Source organism: Kitasatospora sp. NPDC050463 (assembly GCF_040655255.1).
Taxonomy (GTDB): domain Bacteria; phylum Actinomycetota; class Actinomycetes; order Streptomycetales; family Streptomycetaceae; genus Kitasatospora.
Genome location: NZ_JBFAJO010000067.1, coordinates 28,483 through 47,444, shown reverse-complemented (window position 1 = coordinate 47,444; position 18,962 = coordinate 28,483). Strand labels below are relative to the sequence as shown.

General features: G+C 72.7%; 13 protein-coding genes. 5 read left to right on the top strand and 8 right to left on the bottom strand.

Features of this window, described 5'->3' with window-relative positions; all coding sequences use genetic code 11:
• Positions 1 to 15: 15 nt before the first annotated feature.
• The 3 genes from AB0J08_RS31765 to AB0J08_RS31755 form a co-directional block, all read right to left on the bottom strand.
• Positions 16 to 588 (bottom strand): transposase, encoded by a 573-nt coding sequence (locus AB0J08_RS31765; RefSeq protein ID WP_360641312.1) that lies wholly within the window; start codon positions 586 to 588, stop codon positions 16 to 18.
• Between the two features lie 210 nt (positions 589 to 798).
• Positions 799 to 2,079, bottom strand: a complete 1,281-nt coding sequence (locus AB0J08_RS31760; protein WP_360641311.1) for an amidohydrolase family protein — start codon at positions 2,077 to 2,079, stop codon at positions 799 to 801.
• Between the two features lie 206 nt (positions 2,080 to 2,285).
• Complete coding sequence (locus AB0J08_RS31755; RefSeq protein ID WP_360641310.1) at positions 2,286 to 3,626, bottom strand: glutamine synthetase family protein; 1,341 nt, start codon at positions 3,624 to 3,626, stop codon at positions 2,286 to 2,288.
• A 324-nt stretch (positions 3,627 to 3,950) separates the two neighbouring features.
• Between AB0J08_RS31755 and AB0J08_RS31750 the strand changes: the two genes are divergently transcribed.
• Both AB0J08_RS31750 and AB0J08_RS31745 read left to right on the top strand, forming a co-directional pair.
• Positions 3,951 to 6,134, top strand: coding sequence for a pyridoxal-dependent decarboxylase (locus AB0J08_RS31750; protein ID WP_360641309.1), 2,184 nt, complete (start codon positions 3,951 to 3,953; stop codon positions 6,132 to 6,134).
• Positions 6,135 to 6,304: 170 nt separating this feature from the next.
• The gene (locus tag AB0J08_RS31745) at positions 6,305 to 7,387 is read left to right on the top strand and encodes an alpha/beta hydrolase (protein WP_360641308.1); all 1,083 of its coding nucleotides are present in this window, start codon (positions 6,305 to 6,307) and stop codon (positions 7,385 to 7,387) included.
• On the opposite strand, the gene AB0J08_RS31740 is transcribed toward AB0J08_RS31745, so the two are convergent.
• The 5 genes from AB0J08_RS31740 to AB0J08_RS31720 are packed head-to-tail and all read right to left on the bottom strand — an operon-like array spanning position 7,377 to position 13,860.
• Positions 7,377 to 8,669, bottom strand: coding sequence for an FAD-dependent oxidoreductase (locus tag AB0J08_RS31740; RefSeq protein ID WP_360641307.1), 1,293 nt, complete (start codon positions 8,667 to 8,669; stop codon positions 7,377 to 7,379). The genes AB0J08_RS31745 and AB0J08_RS31740 overlap by 11 nt on opposite strands.
• Positions 8,669 to 9,445, bottom strand: a complete 777-nt coding sequence (locus AB0J08_RS31735) for an ABC transporter ATP-binding protein (RefSeq protein WP_360641306.1) — start codon at positions 9,443 to 9,445, stop codon at positions 8,669 to 8,671. The genes AB0J08_RS31740 and AB0J08_RS31735 overlap by 1 nt, the downstream gene beginning before the upstream one ends.
• Positions 9,442 to 11,292, bottom strand: a complete 1,851-nt coding sequence (locus AB0J08_RS31730) for a dipeptide/oligopeptide/nickel ABC transporter permease/ATP-binding protein (RefSeq protein WP_360641305.1) — start codon at positions 11,290 to 11,292, stop codon at positions 9,442 to 9,444. Before AB0J08_RS31730 ends, AB0J08_RS31735 begins: the two co-directional genes overlap by 4 nt.
• 1 nt (position 11,293) lies before the next feature.
• The gene (locus AB0J08_RS31725; protein ID WP_360641304.1) at positions 11,294 to 12,262 is read right to left on the bottom strand and encodes an ABC transporter permease; all 969 of its coding nucleotides are present in this window, start codon (positions 12,260 to 12,262) and stop codon (positions 11,294 to 11,296) included.
• 14 nt (positions 12,263 to 12,276) lie between these two features.
• Complete coding sequence (locus AB0J08_RS31720) at positions 12,277 to 13,860, bottom strand: ABC transporter substrate-binding protein (RefSeq protein WP_360641303.1); 1,584 nt, start codon at positions 13,858 to 13,860, stop codon at positions 12,277 to 12,279.
• 211 nt (positions 13,861 to 14,071) lie between these two features.
• Between AB0J08_RS31720 and AB0J08_RS31715 the strand changes: the two genes are divergently transcribed.
• The 3 genes from AB0J08_RS31715 (at position 14,072) to AB0J08_RS31705 (ending at position 18,924) form a co-directional block, all read left to right on the top strand.
• A complete protein-coding gene (locus tag AB0J08_RS31715) occupies positions 14,072 to 15,760 on the top strand; it encodes a DUF885 domain-containing protein (protein WP_360641302.1) in 1,689 nt (562 codons plus the stop codon).
• A gap of 313 nt (positions 15,761 to 16,073) precedes the next feature.
• Complete coding sequence (locus AB0J08_RS31710; protein ID WP_360641301.1) at positions 16,074 to 16,442, top strand: DUF5132 domain-containing protein; 369 nt, start codon at positions 16,074 to 16,076, stop codon at positions 16,440 to 16,442.
• 190 nt (positions 16,443 to 16,632) lie between these two features.
• Positions 16,633 to 18,924, top strand: coding sequence for an ATP-binding cassette domain-containing protein (locus tag AB0J08_RS31705; protein WP_360641300.1), 2,292 nt, complete (start codon positions 16,633 to 16,635; stop codon positions 18,922 to 18,924).
• The last annotated feature ends 38 nt before the right edge of the window (positions 18,925 to 18,962 follow it).

Here is an 18,962-nt window from a genome sequence, read left to right as displayed (position 1 = left end):
GCACGACGGCGCAGCTCAGGCGGGTAGGAGGAGGGACGTGCCATGACTCGAATCCTTACACGAAATCGAGTCTCCACTGAACACGGGGCGGTTCAGTTCCTCGGCCACGGCGTCGGTGACCTTGCTGATCAGGTCCGCGCTGACCTCGACACCGTAGATCTGGGCGAGGTGGGAGCGGATGTCGCGCACCGACATGCCGCGTGCGTACAGCGACAGGATCCGCTCGTTGAACCGGGCCAGACGTCGGGCGTTCTTCGGGACCAGCCGCGGCTCGAACTCGCCGTTTCGGTCCCTGGGCACCGCGACCGTCACCGCCCCCACGTCGGTCAGCACCGTCTTGGACGAGGTCCCGTTGCGGCTGTTGCCCGAACCGCGGCCGGCCGGATCATGTTTCTCATAGCCGAGGTATTCGGTCATCTCCGCGTCCAGGGCGCGTTCCAGCACCGCCCGGGTCACCTGGGTCAGCAGCCCGCCCTCGCCCAGCAGGGCCGCTCCCGAGGCGTCCGCGCGGTCCATCAACCGCTCGACGACCTCGTCCACCAACCGCTCATCGACCGGCTCGACGACCGGTCCTTCGTTCTCGCCCATGTCCTGTCCGTTCCGGCCGGCCAGAGCCCTCGACCGGGCCCCGGCCAGCCTCCCAGCTCACGGACTTACACGAACTATCTGACACGCTCCACGTGTCGATCGAGCGTCGTTCACCACGTCGGAGGGGGCGGTAGGAGAGCCGTCCCGGCCCACCACGGCAACCATCGCTCGGAGTGGACGTTGGCTGCCGCTCCGACTCGGGCGGGTGGGTCAGTCGAGTTCGTTCTTGTGGACGACGCCGTCTTTGACGATGAGGCGCAGGTTGCGTTCTGGATCGGCGAGGACGGACAGGTCGCTGGTCGGGTCGCCGTCGACGACCAGGACGTCGGCCCAGGCTCCCGGCGCGACGACGCCGAGCGGAGCCGCGCGGTAGGGGTCGCGGCGGTCGGACAGGCGGAAGAGCTCCGCGTTGCCGGAGGTGGCCATCTTCATGGCCTCGACCGGGCTGAGGTATTTGCCGAGCCGGACGAGCATCTCGTTCTGCCGATGGGCCTTCCCGGGATCGAATACCAGGTCGGTGCCGAAGGCCAGCCGTACGCCGTGTTCGAGTGCCCAGCCGAAGGTGCGGGCGACGCCCTCGCACACGTCGCGGTTCTTGCGGGCGCTGTCCGGAGAGGCGTAGTGGTGGTCGTCGGCCTCGAAGGGCTGGGTGCTCAGCCACACGTTCTTCTCGGCGAGGTAGCGGATGGTGTCCTCGTCGGCGAGGTGGCCGTGCTCGATGCAGCGGATCCCGGCCTCCACCGCGCGGCGCACGCCTTCGGAGGTGTAGACGTGCGCGGTCACGTAGGTGCCCCAGTCGGAAGCCGCGGCGACCGCCGCCTCCAGTTCCGCGGTGGTGAACTGCAGTACGTCCAGCGGGTCGAACTCGGAGGCGACGCCTCCGCCGGTCATCAGCTTGATCTGCGTGGCGCCCTTCCTCAGCTGCTCGCGCACGGCCGCGAGCACCCGCTCCGGCCCGTCGGCCACCCGCGTGAACCCGATCTCTTCGGTGCGAGGCTGCGGCCCGCCGAATGCCGTCGGGGTGTCGTGGACGGTCCCGAAGTCGCCGTGCCCGGAGGTCTGAGAGACGGCCGCCTGGCTCGGGTAGATCCGCGGGCCCGGGAACAGCCCGCGGTCGAGCACGCGCCGCAGCGGCTCGGTGTCTCCGGCCATGTCCCGGACGGTGGTGAAGCCGCGCATCAGCATGTCGCGGGCCGAGGCCAGGGCCTGGTAGTAGACGGTGCCGGTGGCTCCGAGCTGCAGCTCCGCCATGGTGCCGCCGATCGCGAACAGGTGGACGTGAGCGTCGGTGAGCCCGGGGATGAGGGTGCGGCCTCCGCCGTCGAGCACCGTCGTTCCCCGGGAGCCGTGCGGGGGCGGGCTGCCCAGCACCACCTCCGCGATCCTGTCCCGCTCAATACGGACGTGTCCCGGCACCGCCTCAGCGCCGGTCCCGTCGAAGACGCGCACGTTCGTCACCAGCAGCCCGGCAGCAGAGTCGTCGATACCCATGCCGTCATCCTCGCCCGGCCGGGAGACCGCCACGAGACGGGACACCCGGGCGGAGGCCGTCAGAACACCGGCGTTCCGCGGGCGCCCACCGAGCCGGGCAGGCGGACAGTACTGGGAGTCCGCCACCCGGCCCGCCCCCTGGACGGACTGAGGACGCAACCCGTGCCAGACGCGCGAACGACCTCACTGGCCTGGCGGATGCCTCGTCAGTAGCGCCAGCGGACGGCCTCGATGACCTCCGCATCCGTGTGCATCGCGAACACCTCCGCCTCCGCCCGCCGGACGGCCAGCACGGCCTCGTACAGCTCGGGTCCGAGCGCCTGCCGCAGTACGTCGGACTTCTCGTACGCGTCGATCGCCTCCGGCAGGCTCGCCGGGAGGCGTTCGGCGTCGCCGAGGGTGGCGGGGTCGCTCAGGGTCTCGGGCGGGAGGGGCAGGCCGGCGTCCAGGCCGGCGAGTCCTGCGGCCAGCGCGCCGCCGACCGCCAGGTACGGATTGGCGGCGGCGTCGAAGCACTTGAGCTCGGCGTTGGCCTGCCCGGCGGCGGAGCCGGTGATCAGGCGCAGCGCCGCCTCGCGGTTCTCCAGGCCCCAGCAGCGGTAGGCCCCGGCGAAGTGGGAGGGGACCAGCCGCAAGTAGGAGGCGGCGCTGGGGGCGCCGAGGGTGAGCAGGGCGGGCAGCTCGGCCAGGATGCCCGCGAGGAACTGCTCGGCCTCGGGGTGGAGCCCGTGGCGGCCGGGGCCGCCGTGTCCGAGGTTCCGGCTGTCTCGCCAGAGGCTGAGGTGCAGGTGGCCGCCGTTGCCGATCGAGCCCTCGGAGAAGACGGGCGCGTACGAGACCCGCAGGCCGTGCCGGGCGGAGACGGCGCGGATGGTGTGGCGTACCAGCATCGCGGTGTCGGCCGCCTCGACCGGCCCCTCGGCGGTGACCGAGACCTCGAACTGCCCGGCGGCGTACTCGGGGTGGAGCTGGAGCACAGCCAGGCCCTGGGCGGTGAGGGCGCGCAGCACGTCCCGCAGGTAGTCGGAGTGCTCGACGAAGCGGGTCATCCCGAACGCGGGCGCGACCGTCGCGGGGGCTCCGGCGGCGTCGGCCGCCACCCACTCGATCTCGATCCCGGCTCGCACCGAAAGCCCGCGCCGCTCGACGGCCTCGGTGACCTGACGGGCGAAGCCGCGCTGGCAGCCGGGGTGCGGCGTGCCGCCCTGGGTGTAGCGGTCGGCCGGGGCCCAGGCCCAGCCGGGCTGGGCGGCGAGCGGGGTGAGCCGGTCGAGGTCGGGGACGAGCCGCAGGTCGCCCACCGGACCGCTGCTCGAAGGCGTAGTGGTGAGGGAGTCGTCCACCAGGGTGATGTCGAAGCAGGGCACCGAGCCGACACCGTACTCGGCGGCGCGTTCGAGCTGGGCGAGCGGGACGGACTTCACCCGGGTGAGCCCGGCGTTGTCGACCCAGCCGAACACCACCCCGTCGATTCCGTCTGCGGCGAGCTGGGAGGCGGCCGCCCGGGCCTGGGCGGCCCGCTCAGCTCGGGGGTACGTGGTGGTCATGCCGCCCATGCTGGCGCTCGCGGCGGCCGGCGGGCGAGTCGCCGACCGCGAATTCACTCGTCCGTGAACGATCGTGGCTGTGACGTGACGCGGGAGGCGGGGCATGGGAACCGCTCTGCCCGGCCGGTGGTCGACCGGGCCGAGGCCGGTGGTGCCGCCGACACTGGACGCACGCCCGCCACAGTCACTGCACGCGGCACGGTCACCCGATGGTGGGACGGTCCGCCGAAGATCGTCCCCGAACCCGTCTCCAGGCCACTACGCTCCCAGCAATCGAAGATCCGTGTCCGGACGAAGATGCGGCACGCTGCCGAAAGGCCATGGATGACCCCCCACATCGCCCGTGAGCGACGGGAGCCGTCGCCGACGGCGTCCCCCGAACTCCAGCTGGCCGATGCGCCTGGCACCCACTCGCTCGCCGCCTGGTTCCTCGGCCCGATGGCCGAGAACCAGACGGTGCTCGCCGACCTGATCAACGACGCCTTGGCGTCGCACTGCGCGGCCCGCAGGAACCTCTACAAAGACGACCCGCCCTACGTCACCGACGGGATCAAGCAGTCGCCGGAGTACCAGCAGTCCGTCGCGACCATGCGCAGGGAACACGCCAAGCTCCTGGACCACCTCGGCAGTTCGGTGCCGTTCTTCAGCTACCGCTACCAGGCCCACATGAACTGGGACCAGACGATCCCGGCGCTCGCGGGCTACTTCGCGGCCACGCTGTACAACCCGAACAACGTCGCCCTGGAGTCCTCGCCGGTGACGACCCGGTTGGAGGAGGAAGTCGGAAAGGACCTGTGCCGGCTGCTCGGCTACCAGCCGCTCGCCCTGCCGACACCGTGGGGCCACATCACCTCCGGCGGCACGGTCGCCAACCTCGAAGCCCTCTGGTCCGCACGCAACCTGACCTACTACCCGATCGCGGTGGCCGAGGCGATCCGGCGCCACCCGCACGCACTCGGCGGCGCCCGGGACCTCACCGTCCGCCTGGCGAACGGCAAGGACACCCCGACGCTGCTCGACCTGGACCCGTGGGAGTGCGTCAACCTGCCGGTGGACGAGGTGCTGGGCCTGCCGACCCGGATGGTCGAGGACCATCACGTCAGGACGGAGGACCTCAGGCTGATCAACACCTACACGTTGCAGCACCTCGGCTACGAGGAGTTCCGTCGGCGCTTCCTGGAGGGCCGGGTGGGCAACCCGGCCGTCCTTGTGACGGCGACCATGCACTACTCGTGGCCGAAGGCTGCGGCCCTGCTGGGCATCGGGCAGAGCGGTCTGGTCCCGGTCGAGGTGGACCTGGACGCGCGGGCCACCGTGGCGAGCCTGCGCACCCGCCTGGAGGAGTGCGAACGGGGCCGCCGCCCGGTCATCCTCAACGTCGCCGTGCTGGGCAGCACCGAGCAGAGCTCGGTCGATCCGCTGACGGAGATGCTGGCGCTGCGCGAGGAGTTCCACGCCCGCAACGTCTCCTATCCGATCCACGTGGACGCGGCGTGGGGCGGCTACTTCGCCTCGGTCAGGCGTCGCCGCCCGGAGCAGGCCGACGGCCAGGTCACCTTCACACCGGACTTCGTGATGAGTGAGTACGTCAACCGGCAGTACGACTCCCTGCACCGGGCGGACTCGATCACCATCGACCCGCACAAGGCCGGTTTCGTGCCCTACCCGGCGGGTGGCCTCTGCTACCGCAACGGTGCGCAGAAGAACATGGTGGCCTTCACCGCGCCCTACCTCGACCTGGGAAACTCGGGTGTGGGCCTGTACGGAGTCGAGGGTTCCAAGCCGGGTGCCGCCGCGGCGGGCGTCTACCTGAGCCACCGCGTCATCACCACCGACCAGCACGGCTACGGCAAGATCCTCGGGCAGGCACTGTTCAACAGCAAGCGCCTCTACGCGGCCTTCGTCACCCTCGGCCTCGACCACCCCGACCTGCTCGTCGCCCCGCTCCAGCGGCTGCCCGTCGAACGCGAACACCCGGGCGACGAGCGCGCCCTGCGGGAGCAGCTCCTTTTCATCCTGGACCGCATCGTGTGCAGGAGCAACGAGGAGATCATGGCCGACCCGGAAGCCCGGGACCTCCTCGCCGAGCTCGGTTCGGACCAGGTCGTCATCGCGTACGCGTTCAACGCCGTCCGCGAGGGCCGGCCCAACCCGGACCTGGCCAAGGCCAACCGGATCAACCGCCTGATCGCCGAGAAGCTCGGGATCGCCCCGAAGGTCCCTGCCGCCAGGAACATGCCCGCGCCCGCACAGCGCCCCGACCTGATCGTCAGCGGGTCGGCCCTCGAACCGGACCTGTACGGCGGGGTGTACATGCGGCGGGTGGCGGACCGGCTGGGCCTCCAGGGAGATCCCGGCGGGACCCCGATCAGGCATCTGGTCTCCTGCACACTGGACCCCTGGCTGACCGACACCGAGCGCGGCGACTTCATCCCCGTCCTGCGGGAAGCGTTGGCCGAGGGGGTGCGGGCGGCGATCCGCGAGGTGTTCCCCGAGCCTGCCCGGTGACCACTGGAAGTCCGAAGCCGTCATCGATCCCGTTCAGGCGGTGACTCCGAGCCTCTGATCACGTGCGGTGCGTTCTCGGGCGGTCGTGGGGGACGGCCTGGCGTCGGGGCGGGTGGATGGGGGAAGGAGACTGACAGGGATCGGCATTCGAGTGCCGTTGCGGAGGACCGATGCGTCAGGACGGACGGGTCACGGACTCCTTGTTCGCGCTGCTGAGCCGGGACTGGCTGGGGGCGCCGGTCGCGGTGCTGGTGGTGGCGGTGGGTGGCGCCATGGTCGGGGTAGGAGGGGCCTGGGCGGTGGCGCTCGGTGGTCCGGCGCTGGCCGTCGGTGTGCTGCTGGCGGCGGGAGCCGTGCGGCACCTGGTGCTGGTGGCCCGCGAGGCGCGGGCGAATCCGCCGCCGGGGCGGCTGGTGGACGTGGGCGGCCATCGGATGCACGTCCTGGGCGCGGGGGACGGCGGGGGCGGGCCCACGGTGGTCTGGATGCCCGGCGGGCACGCCCCTGGTGAGGACTTCCGGGAGCTGCACACGCTGTTGTCGGCCCGGGCCCGGTCGGTGCTGGTCGACCGCTTCGGCACGGGCTGGAGCGATGTCGGGCCCTTCCCCCGGACGACGGCGGCCGAGGCGGAGGAGCTGTCGGCCGCGCTGGAGATGGCGGGGGAACGGGCCCCGTTCGTGTTCGTCGGCCATTCCTTCGGCGGGTTACTGGTCGCGAACGTCGCCAGGCGGCGGCCGGAGCTGGTGGCCGGACTGGTGCTGCTCGATCCGACTCCCCTGGAGGTCATCGCTTTCGCGCCGCGCAACCGGCAGCTCGAGGGGATGCGTCGGCGCATCCTGCTGACAGCGGTGCGTCAACTTTTCGGTGCGCACCGTGGCCGGGGCGAGCGGACCGGGCAGCTGTGCGCCGCTGCGTCGGCCTTCGGGGAGCTCACGCCGACCGGCTTGGCACGGGTGGGCTGGGAGACCGTGGTGTACGACGGGGACCTCGGGAACCTGCCGCTGGTGCTCGTGATACCCCGGGATCTCATCGGCGGCGAGGCGGTGCTGGCCGGCGCCCGGGACGCGGTCGAGGCCGAGCGGATCAGCCGCTTCTACCTCGGCAGCAGGGTCCGGTACCTGGCGGCGTCGACGGCGTCCCGGCTGGTGCACACGCCCGAGGGGACGGGCCACGACTTCCCGCACGAGGCGCCGGAGTTCGTGGTCGGTGTGGTCGGGGACCTGGTGCGGGAGCTGCGGGTGGTCAGCCCATGACCGTCCGCGCCGAGTCCGCGCGTGCCGGGCGCCGGCGTGAGAAGGAACCCAGGTCCACGACGTTGCCGGTGTGTTCGCAGCGGTACCGGACCGGGTCGCCGTCGTGGTCGTGGCCGGCCTCGACCAGGTCGATCAGGGTTGCGAGGAAGCGGCCGACCAGCGGGGCGTTCTTGAACTGGTTGCCGCTGGTGCCCATGGCGACGTAGTAGCCGCCGAGGGCGGTGCGGTCGTAGATCGGGGTCCAGTCGTCGGCGACGTCGTACACCCCGGCGGTTCCGAGGGCTCGGTTGGGCACCCCGATGGTCGGGAAGCGGCGGGCCGCCCGGGTCACCTGGGTACGGAAGCGGTGGGCGGTGGGGCGGGGGTCGGCGGCGTCCGGGTCGTCGATCCACTCGGGTGGGTCGCAGGCGGGCTCGGTCCCGCCGACCAGGAGGTGGCCGCCGGGGGCCGGCCGCAGGTAGGTGCCGAGGTCGAGGTCGGCGACGACAGGGGTGTACCCGCCTGGTGCGGGGACCTGGTGGACCTCCTCGCGCAGTGGGCGTACTCCGATCGTGAAGTCGGCGCCGACGCCCGCCAGCCGGTTGAGGGCGCCCGACCAGGGGCCGGCGGCGTTGACGACCACTGGTGCGGGGATCCGCGCGCCGTCGGCGAGCCGGATGCCCGTCACCCGGTCCGCGCGCCGGTCGACGGCGACCACGGCCCGGTGGAACAGGAAGTGGGCGCCCAACTCGCCGGCCGCGTCGGCGAGGTTCTGGGCGGCGAGCTGCGGGTCGTCGACGTACCCGGCGTCCGGGGTGAACAGGGCGCCGAGCTCACCGGTCGGGCCGGCGAAGAAGGCGTCGTCGTCCACCGGCTTCGGCGGCCAGTACCGGCCGGGGTCGATCCCGGGCAGGCGCCTGCGCAGCGCGGCGGCGTCCCACCTTTCGTACGGGACGCCGGTGCGGTCGAACAGGGCGGTGACGGCGGACGGGTCGGCGGCGGGGGAGTCGAGCAGCACGGCGCCGGTGCGGTGGAAGGCGGCGAGCGGTCGGCGGTCGGTGAGTCGCAGGTGCTCGGGCCAGGACGTCCAGAGGTGCTGGGCCTCCCAGGCGGTGGCGACGCCGTCGAACGTGGAGTAGTTGAAGCGGATGATCGCGCTGGAGGCGCTGGTGGAGCCGTGGCCGGCGGCACCCGCCTTGTCCACGACGACCACCTGGCGCCCGCTGCGGGCGAGTTCAAGGGCGATGGCGGCGCCGATCACTCCGGCTCCGACGACTACGGCGTCCGCTCGGCGACTGGTCATCAGGTCCTTCGGAACGGTAGGCGGGGCACGGAGTCGAGCAGCTCCCGGGTGTACGGGTGCTGCGGGGCGTGCAGGAGGGCCCCGGTGGCGGCGGTCTCGACGATCCGGCCGTGCCGCATGACCGCCACCGTGTCGCAGACGTGGCAGACGGCGGGCAGGTTGTGGCCGATGAACAGCATCGACAGACCGAGCCGCCGCTGGAGTTCGCGGATCGTGTTGAGGACGGCCGCCTGCACCGAGACGTCGAGGGCCGAGGTGATCTCGTCGGCGATCAGCAAGCCGGGCTCGACGGCCAGGGCGCGGGCGACGGCGACCCGCTGGCGCTGGCCGCCGGACAGCTGCCGCGGTAGGCGGTCCGCGAACCGGGGGTCCAGGCCGACGAGTTCGAGCAGGGCGGGGACGCGCTCGGCACGGGCCCGCCGGTCGAGCCGGTGGAACGCGGTGGCCGCTTCGAGCAGGGTCTGGCGGACGGTCATCCGGGGATCCAGCGCGGTGTCCGGGTCCTGGAGGACGATCTGGACCAGACGGCCAAGCCGACGCCGGTCGCGGACGGTGCGGACCCGGACTTCCCGACCGTCGAGCAGGATCCGGCCCCCGTGCACGGGCGTGAGTCCGACGATCGCGCGGGCCAGGCTCGACTTGCCGGAGCCGGACTCGCCCACGAGCCCGAGCGTGGTGCCGGCCGGGATCTCCAGCGAGACGCCGTCCACGGCGGCGACGGGGCCGCGCGGGCCGTGGTGGCGGACGGTGAGGTCGCAGACCTGAAGGGTGGTCATGAAGCGAGGACCGCCTCCGGCACCGGATTCCAGCACGCGACCCGCTGCTCCGCGTCGAGGCCGTCAAGCGGCGGGGCCTGCTCGGCACAGCGGTCCAGGCGGTGCGGGCAGCGGGGTTCGAAGGGGCAGCCCGGGGCGGGGGCGAGCGGGTCGGGCGGTGCGCCCTCCACAGTCGGCAGCGGACGGTCACGGTCGGCGGTGAGGTCCGGTACCGAGGCGACCAGGGCCCGGGTGTAGGGGTGCCGGGCGCCGTCGGCGAGGCGGCCGGCGGGCAGGGATTCGACGATGGTCCCCGCGTACATCACCAGGACGCGTTCGCAGAACTCGCCGACCAGCGCGACGTCGTGGCTGATGAACAGGACGGCCGCGGAGGTGTCCCGCCGGAGGTCGGCGAGCAGTCGGGTGATCTGCCGCTGCACGGTGACGTCGAGGGCGGTGGTCGGCTCGTCGGCGAGGATCAGGCCCGGCCGCACCATCAGCCCGGCAGCGATCATCACGCGCTGACGCTGGCCACCGGAGAGCTGGTGGGGGCGCGAGCGCAGCAGTGCGGGGGGAAGGGCGACCCGGCGCAGCGCGTCGGCGGCTTGCGCGGCGGCCTGGGCGCGGCTCGCGCCGCGGTGGGCCCGGACGGCCTCGGTGAGTTGGGTGGAGACCCGCAGGGAAGGGTTGAGTGCGGAGGCCGGGTTCTGGAAGACCATCGCCAGACCGGTCGCGAGGTGGTGGTCGCGCTGCTTCGGGGTCATGGTGGCGAGGTCGGCGCCGAGCAGCCGGAGGGTCCGCCGGGACACCCGGGCCCGTTCGGGGAGCAGGTCGGCGATGGCGAGCGCGGTGAGCGATTTGCCCGAACCGGACTCGCCGACGAGCCCGACGATCTCGCACGGCCGCAGCGCGAGACTCACCCCGCGCACCGGACGAATTACGCCGTCCGGAGCGGGGAGTTCGACGCTGAGGTCCTCGACCTGGAGCACCAGGCCGTCCTCGGCCGGGCCGCTCGGGGCGGGCGATGGCACGGGCGTCCGGGGCGCCGGGCCGCGCCGGGCCACGCTCCCGGCCAGCACCTCGCCGAGCAGCTGGAAGGTCAGGGCCGCGTAGAGGACCGCCAGGCCCGGGGCGAGCGCGGACAGCGGTTCGGCGTAGATCCGGTCGAGTCCCTGGTTGAGGAGCTGCCCCCAGTCGTAGCTGGGCGGCTGGACGCCCAGTCCGAGGAAGCTCAGCCCGGAGAGCGCGACGAGGGCCGTACCCGCGGCCGTGGTGGTGGCCAGCAGCAGCGGCTCGGCGATGTTGGGCAGGACGTGCCGCCACAGCAGGCGGTGCCGGCGTAGGCCGAGGGCCCGGGCCGCGGCCAGGTGGTCGGTGCCGGCCACGGCGGCGGAGAGCGTCTGGGCGAGCCGGGCGAAGCCGGGGACGCCCGCGACGGCGAGGGCGAGCATCGCCCCGCCGGCGCCCGCGCCGAACACCACAGCGAGGAACATCGCGACCAGCAGCGCCGGGAAGGCGAGCAACAGGTTGATCAGGGCGGTGAGCGGCCGGCGGGCGCGGCGGCCGACGACGGCGGTGGCCCCGCCGAGCAGGACACCGCCGGTGGCGCCGAGCAGGGTCGCGGCCAGCGCGAGCAGCAGGGAGAGCCGGGAGGCCGTCAGGACCCGGGCCAGCACGTCCCTGCCGAGGTTGTCGGTGCCGAACGGGTGGGCAGCGGACGGGCCTTGCAGCACCGCGAAGGGGTCGGGGCGGTCGGCCGCCGTGCCCCACAGGAGCGGTGCGGCCAGCCCGAGGACGAGCAGCGAGACCAGCATGACCGCCGAGATCCAGGCCATCGGTGAGCGGAGGTACCTGCTGGGAACGGGCATCTCAGCTCTCCCGGATCGTCGAACGAGGGTCGAGCACCGCCAGCAGCACGTCGACCAGGAGGCCGGAGAGCAGTACGGCGGAGCCCAGGATCAGCACCATCGCCTGGATCACCGGGTAGTCCTGGGCCACCACGGACTGGGCCATCGCGGAGCCGATGCCCGGCCAGCCGAACACCTTCTCGACCAGTACGGTGCCGGCGATCATGCCGGGCAGCAGGCTACCGGCGACGGTGAGAGCGGCAGTGGCCATGTTGGGCGCCGCGTGTCGCAGGTAGCGGCGGGAGGGGGACAGCCGCTTGCTCCGGGCGGTGCGCAGGTAGTCCTCCCCCAGCACCTTCAGCGCCTCGACCCGGACGATGCGTACCAGGACGGCCGCCGGAGCGACGGACAGCGCGAGGACGGGCAGGACGAAGGACTCGGCACCCGCCGTGCCGGCCACCGGCAGTAGCTGGAGGCCGACGGCCAGCAGCGCGGTGAGCCCGGCGGCCAGCACGAAGTCCGGTACCCCGGCCAGGCCGGCAGTGACCACGGTGAACGCCAGCTCGCTGCGCGGGTGCCGGCCGTCGCGGGTGTGGACGGCGGCGAGCAGTCCGCCGGGCAGGGCGACGGCGAGGGTGGCCAGGAAGGCCAGGCCGGCGATCTCCAGGGTGGCGGGCAGCCGGGTGCGGACCAGTTCGGCGACCGGTGTCCCGGTGATCAGCGAGGTGCCGAGGTCACCGTGCACCAGGCCGCCCAGGTAGTGCCGGAACTGGGCGAGTAAGGGTGCGTCGAGGCCGATTTGGTGCCGGCGGGCGGCCACCAGCGCGGGGGCGGCATCGATGCCGAGGGCGGCGCGGACCGGGTCGCCGGGGATGAGGTGAACCATCGCAAAGGAAGCGGTGAGCACGATCCCGAGGGAGAGCAGTAGCCGGGCGGTGCGGCGCGTCAGGAACACCGTCCACGGGTGCCGCAGCAGACGGGGCAAGGACACGGTGGGCTTCCCGGTCACTGGTGGAGGCGGATGCTGGTGGGGACGAGCTGGCCGCCAAAGGTGGTGGCGAAGGTGGTGCGGTAGCCGTACACGGTGTTCCGGCCGTCGGCGATCGGCAGGGCGTCGGCCGAGCGCAGCAGCGCGGCGGCGGCCCGGTTCCAGGTGCCGCAGCCGGTGGTGTCGGGCTCCCGGAGCGCCTGGGAGATCAGGGCGTCGTACTGGGGGTTGGTGACGCCCGCGAAGTTGAGGCCCTGGGCGGGGGTGGGACCGGAGAAGAACGGGATGAAGCCGACCGGCAGGGCGAAGCCCGGTGAGGTGCCGACCACGACGTCGAAGTCGCCGCTCTGGTACATCGCGTTGACGAGGGCGGGCAGGCTCTCAGTGACCAGCGTGACGTCCGCGCCGAGCGCCGTCCAGGTCCGGGCCATCAGCTCGGCGGCGGGCGGCAGGGTCGGTCCGAGGTCCGAGCTGGTGATCAGGCGCAGCCGGAGCCCTCGGCCGTCCTTGGTCAGCGGGCCGCCATCAATGCGGGCCCAGCCGACCGCGCGCAGAGCCTCGGCGGCGTCCTGCGCCGGCAGGTTGGTGGCGGCGAGGTCGGCGTGGCAGACGGCCCCGACGGCGCCGAAGTCGGCGGCGGGCCGACCGGTGCCGCCGACGGCGACGTTGGCGAGGCCCTGGCGGTCGAGGGCGGACACCAGGGCGCGGCGCAGCGCCGGGTCGGCGAGGGGACGGCCGGGGCGCTGGTTGAAGAAGGTCAGCCCGACCACGGTCGCCACGTCCTCGGTGGCTAGACCGTGGCCGGTGAGCCGGGCGCGGTCGGGCCCGTTCACGCTCGCGATGTCGACGCCCCCGGTAAGCAGCAGGTTCGCGGTGGTGGAGGCCTGGGGCACCACCGAGAGGACGATCCGGGCCGGCAGGCCTGGCGCGGCGGTGGTCGCCCCGGCGGGGCCCCAGGTGTAGCCCTCGCGGACGGTGAACTCGTACGGCCCACCCGGGGAGTAGCGGGTGAGCACGTACGGGCCGGTGCCCTGGGTGGCACGGTCCAGCGATCCGGGCCGGTCGAGGCCGGCCGGGCAGACGATCGGCAGCAGGCCGAGGGTGCGGGTGAGGAACGGGAAGGGCGTGGCGGCGGTCGCCGACACCGTGCCGGTCCGGTCATCGGCACTCGCGGTGAACGGGACGTTCGGCAGCACGGTCTGGGCACCGGCGAGCTGGTGGACCGGGTCACCCGCGTAGTCGAGCGCCCGGGCCACGGCGGAGGCGGTGAGCGGGGTGCCGTCGGAGCAGGTGATGCCCGGGCGGAGGGAGAAGGTGGCCGTGGTGGTGGTGGCCTGCCAGGAGGAGGCGAGACCGGAGACCACGGTGCCGTCGGGGGCGACGTTGACCAGCGAGTCGTAGGCGTAGCGGGCCTGACTGGCCCCGAAGGTGGAGTACGGGTTGAAGCTGGGCGTCTCGCTGGACTCGGCGATCCGGAGGGTCCCGTGGTCCACCAGGGGGGTGGTCGTCGAGGAGTTGGCGACGTCGCCGCAGCCGCTCAGCGCGACGGCCGAGGCGGTGAGGGCGGCCGCCAGGGCGACCGGCGGGGTGCGTCGGGGCATGGCGGCCATGGTGCCACCTGGTCTTGGCTGCTGCGAGTCAACTGACCTACACGGCAGGCGTGTTCGAATTCCTTGAGTCGCCTGTCGGCCCGGCTGGGAGCCGTGGGCGGCGGCTTGGGAGGACGATCATCATTCACCCTTTCGAGCGGTGTCACGGTCCGCGTGTCCTGGACCGGGCTGCTTGGCGGTCGGTCGCCGCCAGGATGGTCGCATGACGAACGAACCGGGCCGGGAGATCGGCCGTCTGGCGGACCGCTATTGGGAGTTCCTGCTGGCGCGCGACCCCATGCTGAGAGTCCGTCAGGGGCTCCCGGTGGAGACGCTGCCCGGGGTGACACCCGCCGAGACCGAGGAGCGGGCGCGGTTCGCCGGGGATGTGCTGAACCGGGTGCGGGCGCTCGACGGTACGGAGCTGTCCGGCGCCGATGCCGACACCACCGCGTTCCTGGTCGGACTGGCCGAGCAGGAGCTGCGGGCCCACCGCCACTACTGGCTGACGCCCGCCGCCACGCCGTACCGGCTGTTCCCGCTGTCGCTGTACACCGACGCGGTGCTGTGCCCCTTTCGGCTCGCCGAGCGGCCGGATGCCGAGCGGTACTTGGCGCTGGTGCGCGAGCTGTCCCGGGTGGTCGGCTCGATCGGGGACAAGGTGGCAGGGCAGGCGGCGCGGGGTTTCCGGGTGCCCGCCCCGGCGCTGGCCGGAGCGCGCACCACCCTCGCCGGGCTGCGGACGTCGGTCGCGCACCGGGTGGAGGTGGCCGAGGACCGGCTCGACGGGCTGGGGCCGGCCGGGCGCGGGCACCTCCTGGACGGCGTGCGGCGGCTGGTGGAGAGCGAGTTGACGCCGGCCTTCGACCGGCTGCTCGCCGTCCTGGACGACCCGGCCTATCTGCTCGCGGCGCCGCAGGCCGTCGGCTGGGCGCAGTACGAGGGCGGTGAGGAGGCGTACCGGGACTTCGTCCGTACCCACAGTGGGGGCGACACGTCACCCGAGCAGCTGCACGAGCTCGGCCGCGAACAGTGCCGCGAACTCGCGGAGCGGATGCGGGAGGTGCGCGCGACGCTGGGCTTCCACGGCTCGGAGGCCGAGTTCCACGAGCGGTTGCGCACCGAGCCCCGGCTGTACGCCCGGACGCCGGAGGAGGTCGAGGCGCGCTACCGCGGCCATCTCGACCGACTGGCCCCGGTGCTGCCGCACTGGTTCGCCACCCTGCCGCGGGCGCCGTACGGACTGGCCCGACTGGACCCGGCGCTGGAACCGGGTATGACTTTCGGCTACTACGAGGCGCCGACCGCGGCCGATCCGGTCGGGCGCTACCGCTACAACGGTTCGGACCTGGACCGGAGGTCCCTGCTCGGCTCGGCCTCGCTGATCTACCACGAGCTCGCGCCGGGGCACCACTTCCACCTCGCCCGGCAGGCGGAGAACCGCGCGCTGCCACAACTGCGCCGTGAGGTAGCCGAGTTCGGTGCGTTCAACGAGGGCTGGGCGGAGTATGCAGCGGGCCTCGGCTGGGAGGCGGGCCTCTACGCGGACCCGTGGGACGCTTATGGACGCCTCGCCCAGGAGCGGTTCACCGCGCAGCGCCTCGTCGTCGACACCGGGCTCAACCTCGGGACGATGAGCCTGGAGCGGGCGCGGGACTTCATGCGCGCCAACTCCACCGAGGCGGACGGCCAGATCGCCTCGGACCTGCTGCGCTACTCGACGGACCTGCCAGGGCAGGCGCTCTCCTACCGGGCCGGCTTCCTGGAATTCGGCCGACTGCGGGCCGACGCCGAGGCGCAGCTGGGCGCCGGGTTCGAGGCGCGGGCCTTCCATGAGGCGGTGCTGGGGGGTGGGGCGCTGCCGTTCCCGGGACTGCGCCGGCGAGTGGTGCGGGAACTCGGCGCGCACTGATGCGGACCAATTGCGTCTGATAATCAGGTAAGCGCATCGCCCGGTGTTCGGGTGCACTGCAATTCGGGTCGCACGAGATGGTCATGAACACTCGCATGAGTGAATCCGGCGGAAGACGTTTGGCCTCGGCCGACATGGTTCGACTACGGTGGCCATGAGATCGGGCGGCGCGTGCCGGTGTCCGGAAATTCGGTTCGGTAGGTGAATCCCGGATTCCGAGGTGGAATGCTTCCGTCCGCCCGGCTGCGCGCTGCTCCGTGTTCGCAGTGCCCGGGTTCCCTGCCATACCTATGTGTAGAGAGGATGGAGCATCATGCCGCCCGTAGTACCACCCTTCCTGATCGGCCTCGTCGTCGCGCCCCTGGCCAAGCGCCTGCTCAAGCCGCTGCTGCGCGGAGTCGTCAAGACGTCCGTCGGCATCGCGATGGAGGTGAAGAAGGCCGCCCACGAGGCCGGGGAGAACATCCACGACCTCGCGGCCGAGGTGGCCGCCGACATGGTGGCGGCCCAGATCGCCACCGGTGACACCGGAGCCGGCTCAGGTGACGGTCAGCATCCCGACGGGAACGGCGCCCCGGGCGCCGCGAAGGACGAGACCGCCGAGCGGGCTCGCCGGGCCTCCGAGGAGGACCCGAGGGCCCCCAAGATCCGCGCGACCGCAGGCGTCGGCAAGACGTCCTGACGGCCGTCCGGATCCCAGGCCGCCGCCGGGCGCGCATTTCGATCGATTTCGAAGGAGTGCGCCCCGGTGGCGGCCGACTGCAGGCTGGTCGGCTGCGGCGCAGTCGCCGCCAGAATTACCCACTCCGCCATCGCAATCCGTCGTATCACCGACGGTTTTCCGCGACCTCCGCAAACAGGTGATCGTACAAATGCCATCGCTACTGGGTGCCGCAGCCGGAATCCGCTCCGCGGAATTGGACGCGAGCCCGCGATCGGTCATCCCGGGCCGCCAGCGCTGGGACGTCAAGCTGGTACTCGGACGGCCACGAACGGCCGAGGTGCTCGCCGCCGCGCTGCGTCGCGTTCCCGGGGTCACCGAGGCCCAGGCCAACCCGGTCACCGGCGGGGTGCTCGTCCGGCACGATGCGCGGGTGCGCGCCACGGACGTCGGCCGGATCGTCCGCAGGGCCGTCGCCCTGGTCGCGGAGGGCCCGACCAGAACGGCCGCCCCCGCTAGGCCCGCCGCCGCACCGGCCCCGCGGGCGGACCGGGGCCTGGTCGTGCGACCGGTGCTCGCGGTCGGCGGCGGGGTCGCGGCCGGGATCGCGCTGATCAAGGGGTCGGCGCTGAGCCGGCAGCTGGTGGCGGTGGGCGGGGTGGCCGCAGCGACCGCGGCCGTCGTCCGGAAGGCCTGGCATAGAACGGTCGACGCCTCCCAGGGCGCTGCCGGGCCCGGAGCCGAACGCCATCCCCTGCTGGAGATCGTCGGACCGCACCGCGCCCGCCTCTACCGGGCCGCCGCGCTCTCGGTCTCCTGCCAGATCTCGGAAATGGCGCTCGGCACCTTCCTCGGCTGGACCGGACTGGTCCTCATCAAGGGCGAGGCCGCGCCCCTGGTCAGCCTCGGCCTGACCACCGCCTCCGCTCAACTCTGGGGCCTGGCCGGGCTGGTGGCCGCCGCCTGCGCCGCCGTGGCGGGCCTCTCCTACGCCTCGAACCTGCAGTGGCGCCGGCTCGGCCAGGACGTCGAGCACGACTGGCGGGGCCGTACGTACCGGCACGTCCAGCACCTTGACCTGGGGCAGTTGGAGGGCGAACGGACCACCCGGGTGGCCGGGGCGCTCACCGACGACGTCGGCCAGCTGGGCGCCTTCTTCGCCGGCCCGGCCAACGACGTGCTGCAACTGGGCACCAGCCTGGCCCTCCTGGTGCCGGCCTTCCTGCTGCTGGCGCCCCAGATCGCCTGGATCGCGTTCCTGCCGATCCCGGTCATCGCCTGGCTGTCGCTGCACCACCAGGACAAGGCCGCGGCCGACTACGCCGTCACCGGCGAGCGCCGGGCCAGGCTGGGCAGCCAGGTGATCAACTCGCTGGAAGCCAGCGCCACCGTCAAGAGCTTCTGCACCGAGGACTACGAGGCCGAACGCATCGACGAGTTGAGTGCGGCGGCCCAGGAGAGCACCCGGCAGACCGACCGGGGCACGATCCGCCACGCCGAGACCGTCCGGGCCTGCACCACCGCCTCGATGGCGGGCACCCTGCTGATCGGCGGCCGTTCAGTACTCAACGGAACCCTGCGCTTCGAGGTGTTCAGCCCGCTGATCGGGCTGCCCCAGATGCTGCTGATGCGGATGAGCCGGGTCGGCGGCATCGTCGACCAGTACCAGCGCACCCTCGCCTCCTACGACCGGGTCCAGCGGCTGCGCGCCCTGCCCGTCGAGGCCGACGGCAGCAACGGGACGCTCGACCCCGCCGAGGTGCGCGGCGAGCTCGTCCTCGACGGGGTCACCTTCGCCTACCCCGGCCGGCCGGCGGCACTGGAGGACCTCTCGCTGACCATCCCGGCCGGGCAGGTGACCGCCCTGGTGGGCGCCACCGGCTCCGGCAAGACGACGATCGCCAAGCTGCTGATGCGCTTCCAGGACGCGGAGTCCGGCAGCGTGCTGCTCGACGGACAGGACGTCCGGGACCTGTGGCGGCACGACCTGCGCCACGCCATCGGCTTCGTCGCCCAGGACCCGTTCCTCTTCGACGGAAGCATCGCCGACAACATCCGCTACGGCAGCTTCGACGCCCCCGACGAGGCCGTGGTCCAGGCGGCGATGACGGCCGAGGCGCACACCTTCATCGCGACGCTGCCGGACGGCTACGACACCCTGATCGGCGAACGAGGCGCCGCGCTCTCCGGCGGCCAGCGGCAGAGGATCGCCCTGGCCCGCGCGATCCTCAAGGACCCGCCGGTCGTCATCCTCGACGAGGCCACCTCCGCGGTGGACAACGAAACCGAGGCCGCCATCCAGCGCACGCTCCGCAGCTTCGCGGCCGACCGGACGATGGTCGTCATCGCCCACCGGCTCTCCACCGTCCGCCACGCCGACCGGATCTACGTCCTGGACAAGGGCGGCGTCGTCGCCGAACAGGGCACCCACGACGAACTGGTCGCCCGGCACGGACTCTACGCATCCCTCTGGCAGCTCCAGGCCGGCGAACTCGCCGCCTGACCACAGCAGCAGCGCCCGCCCGCCGACCGCGTGACGAC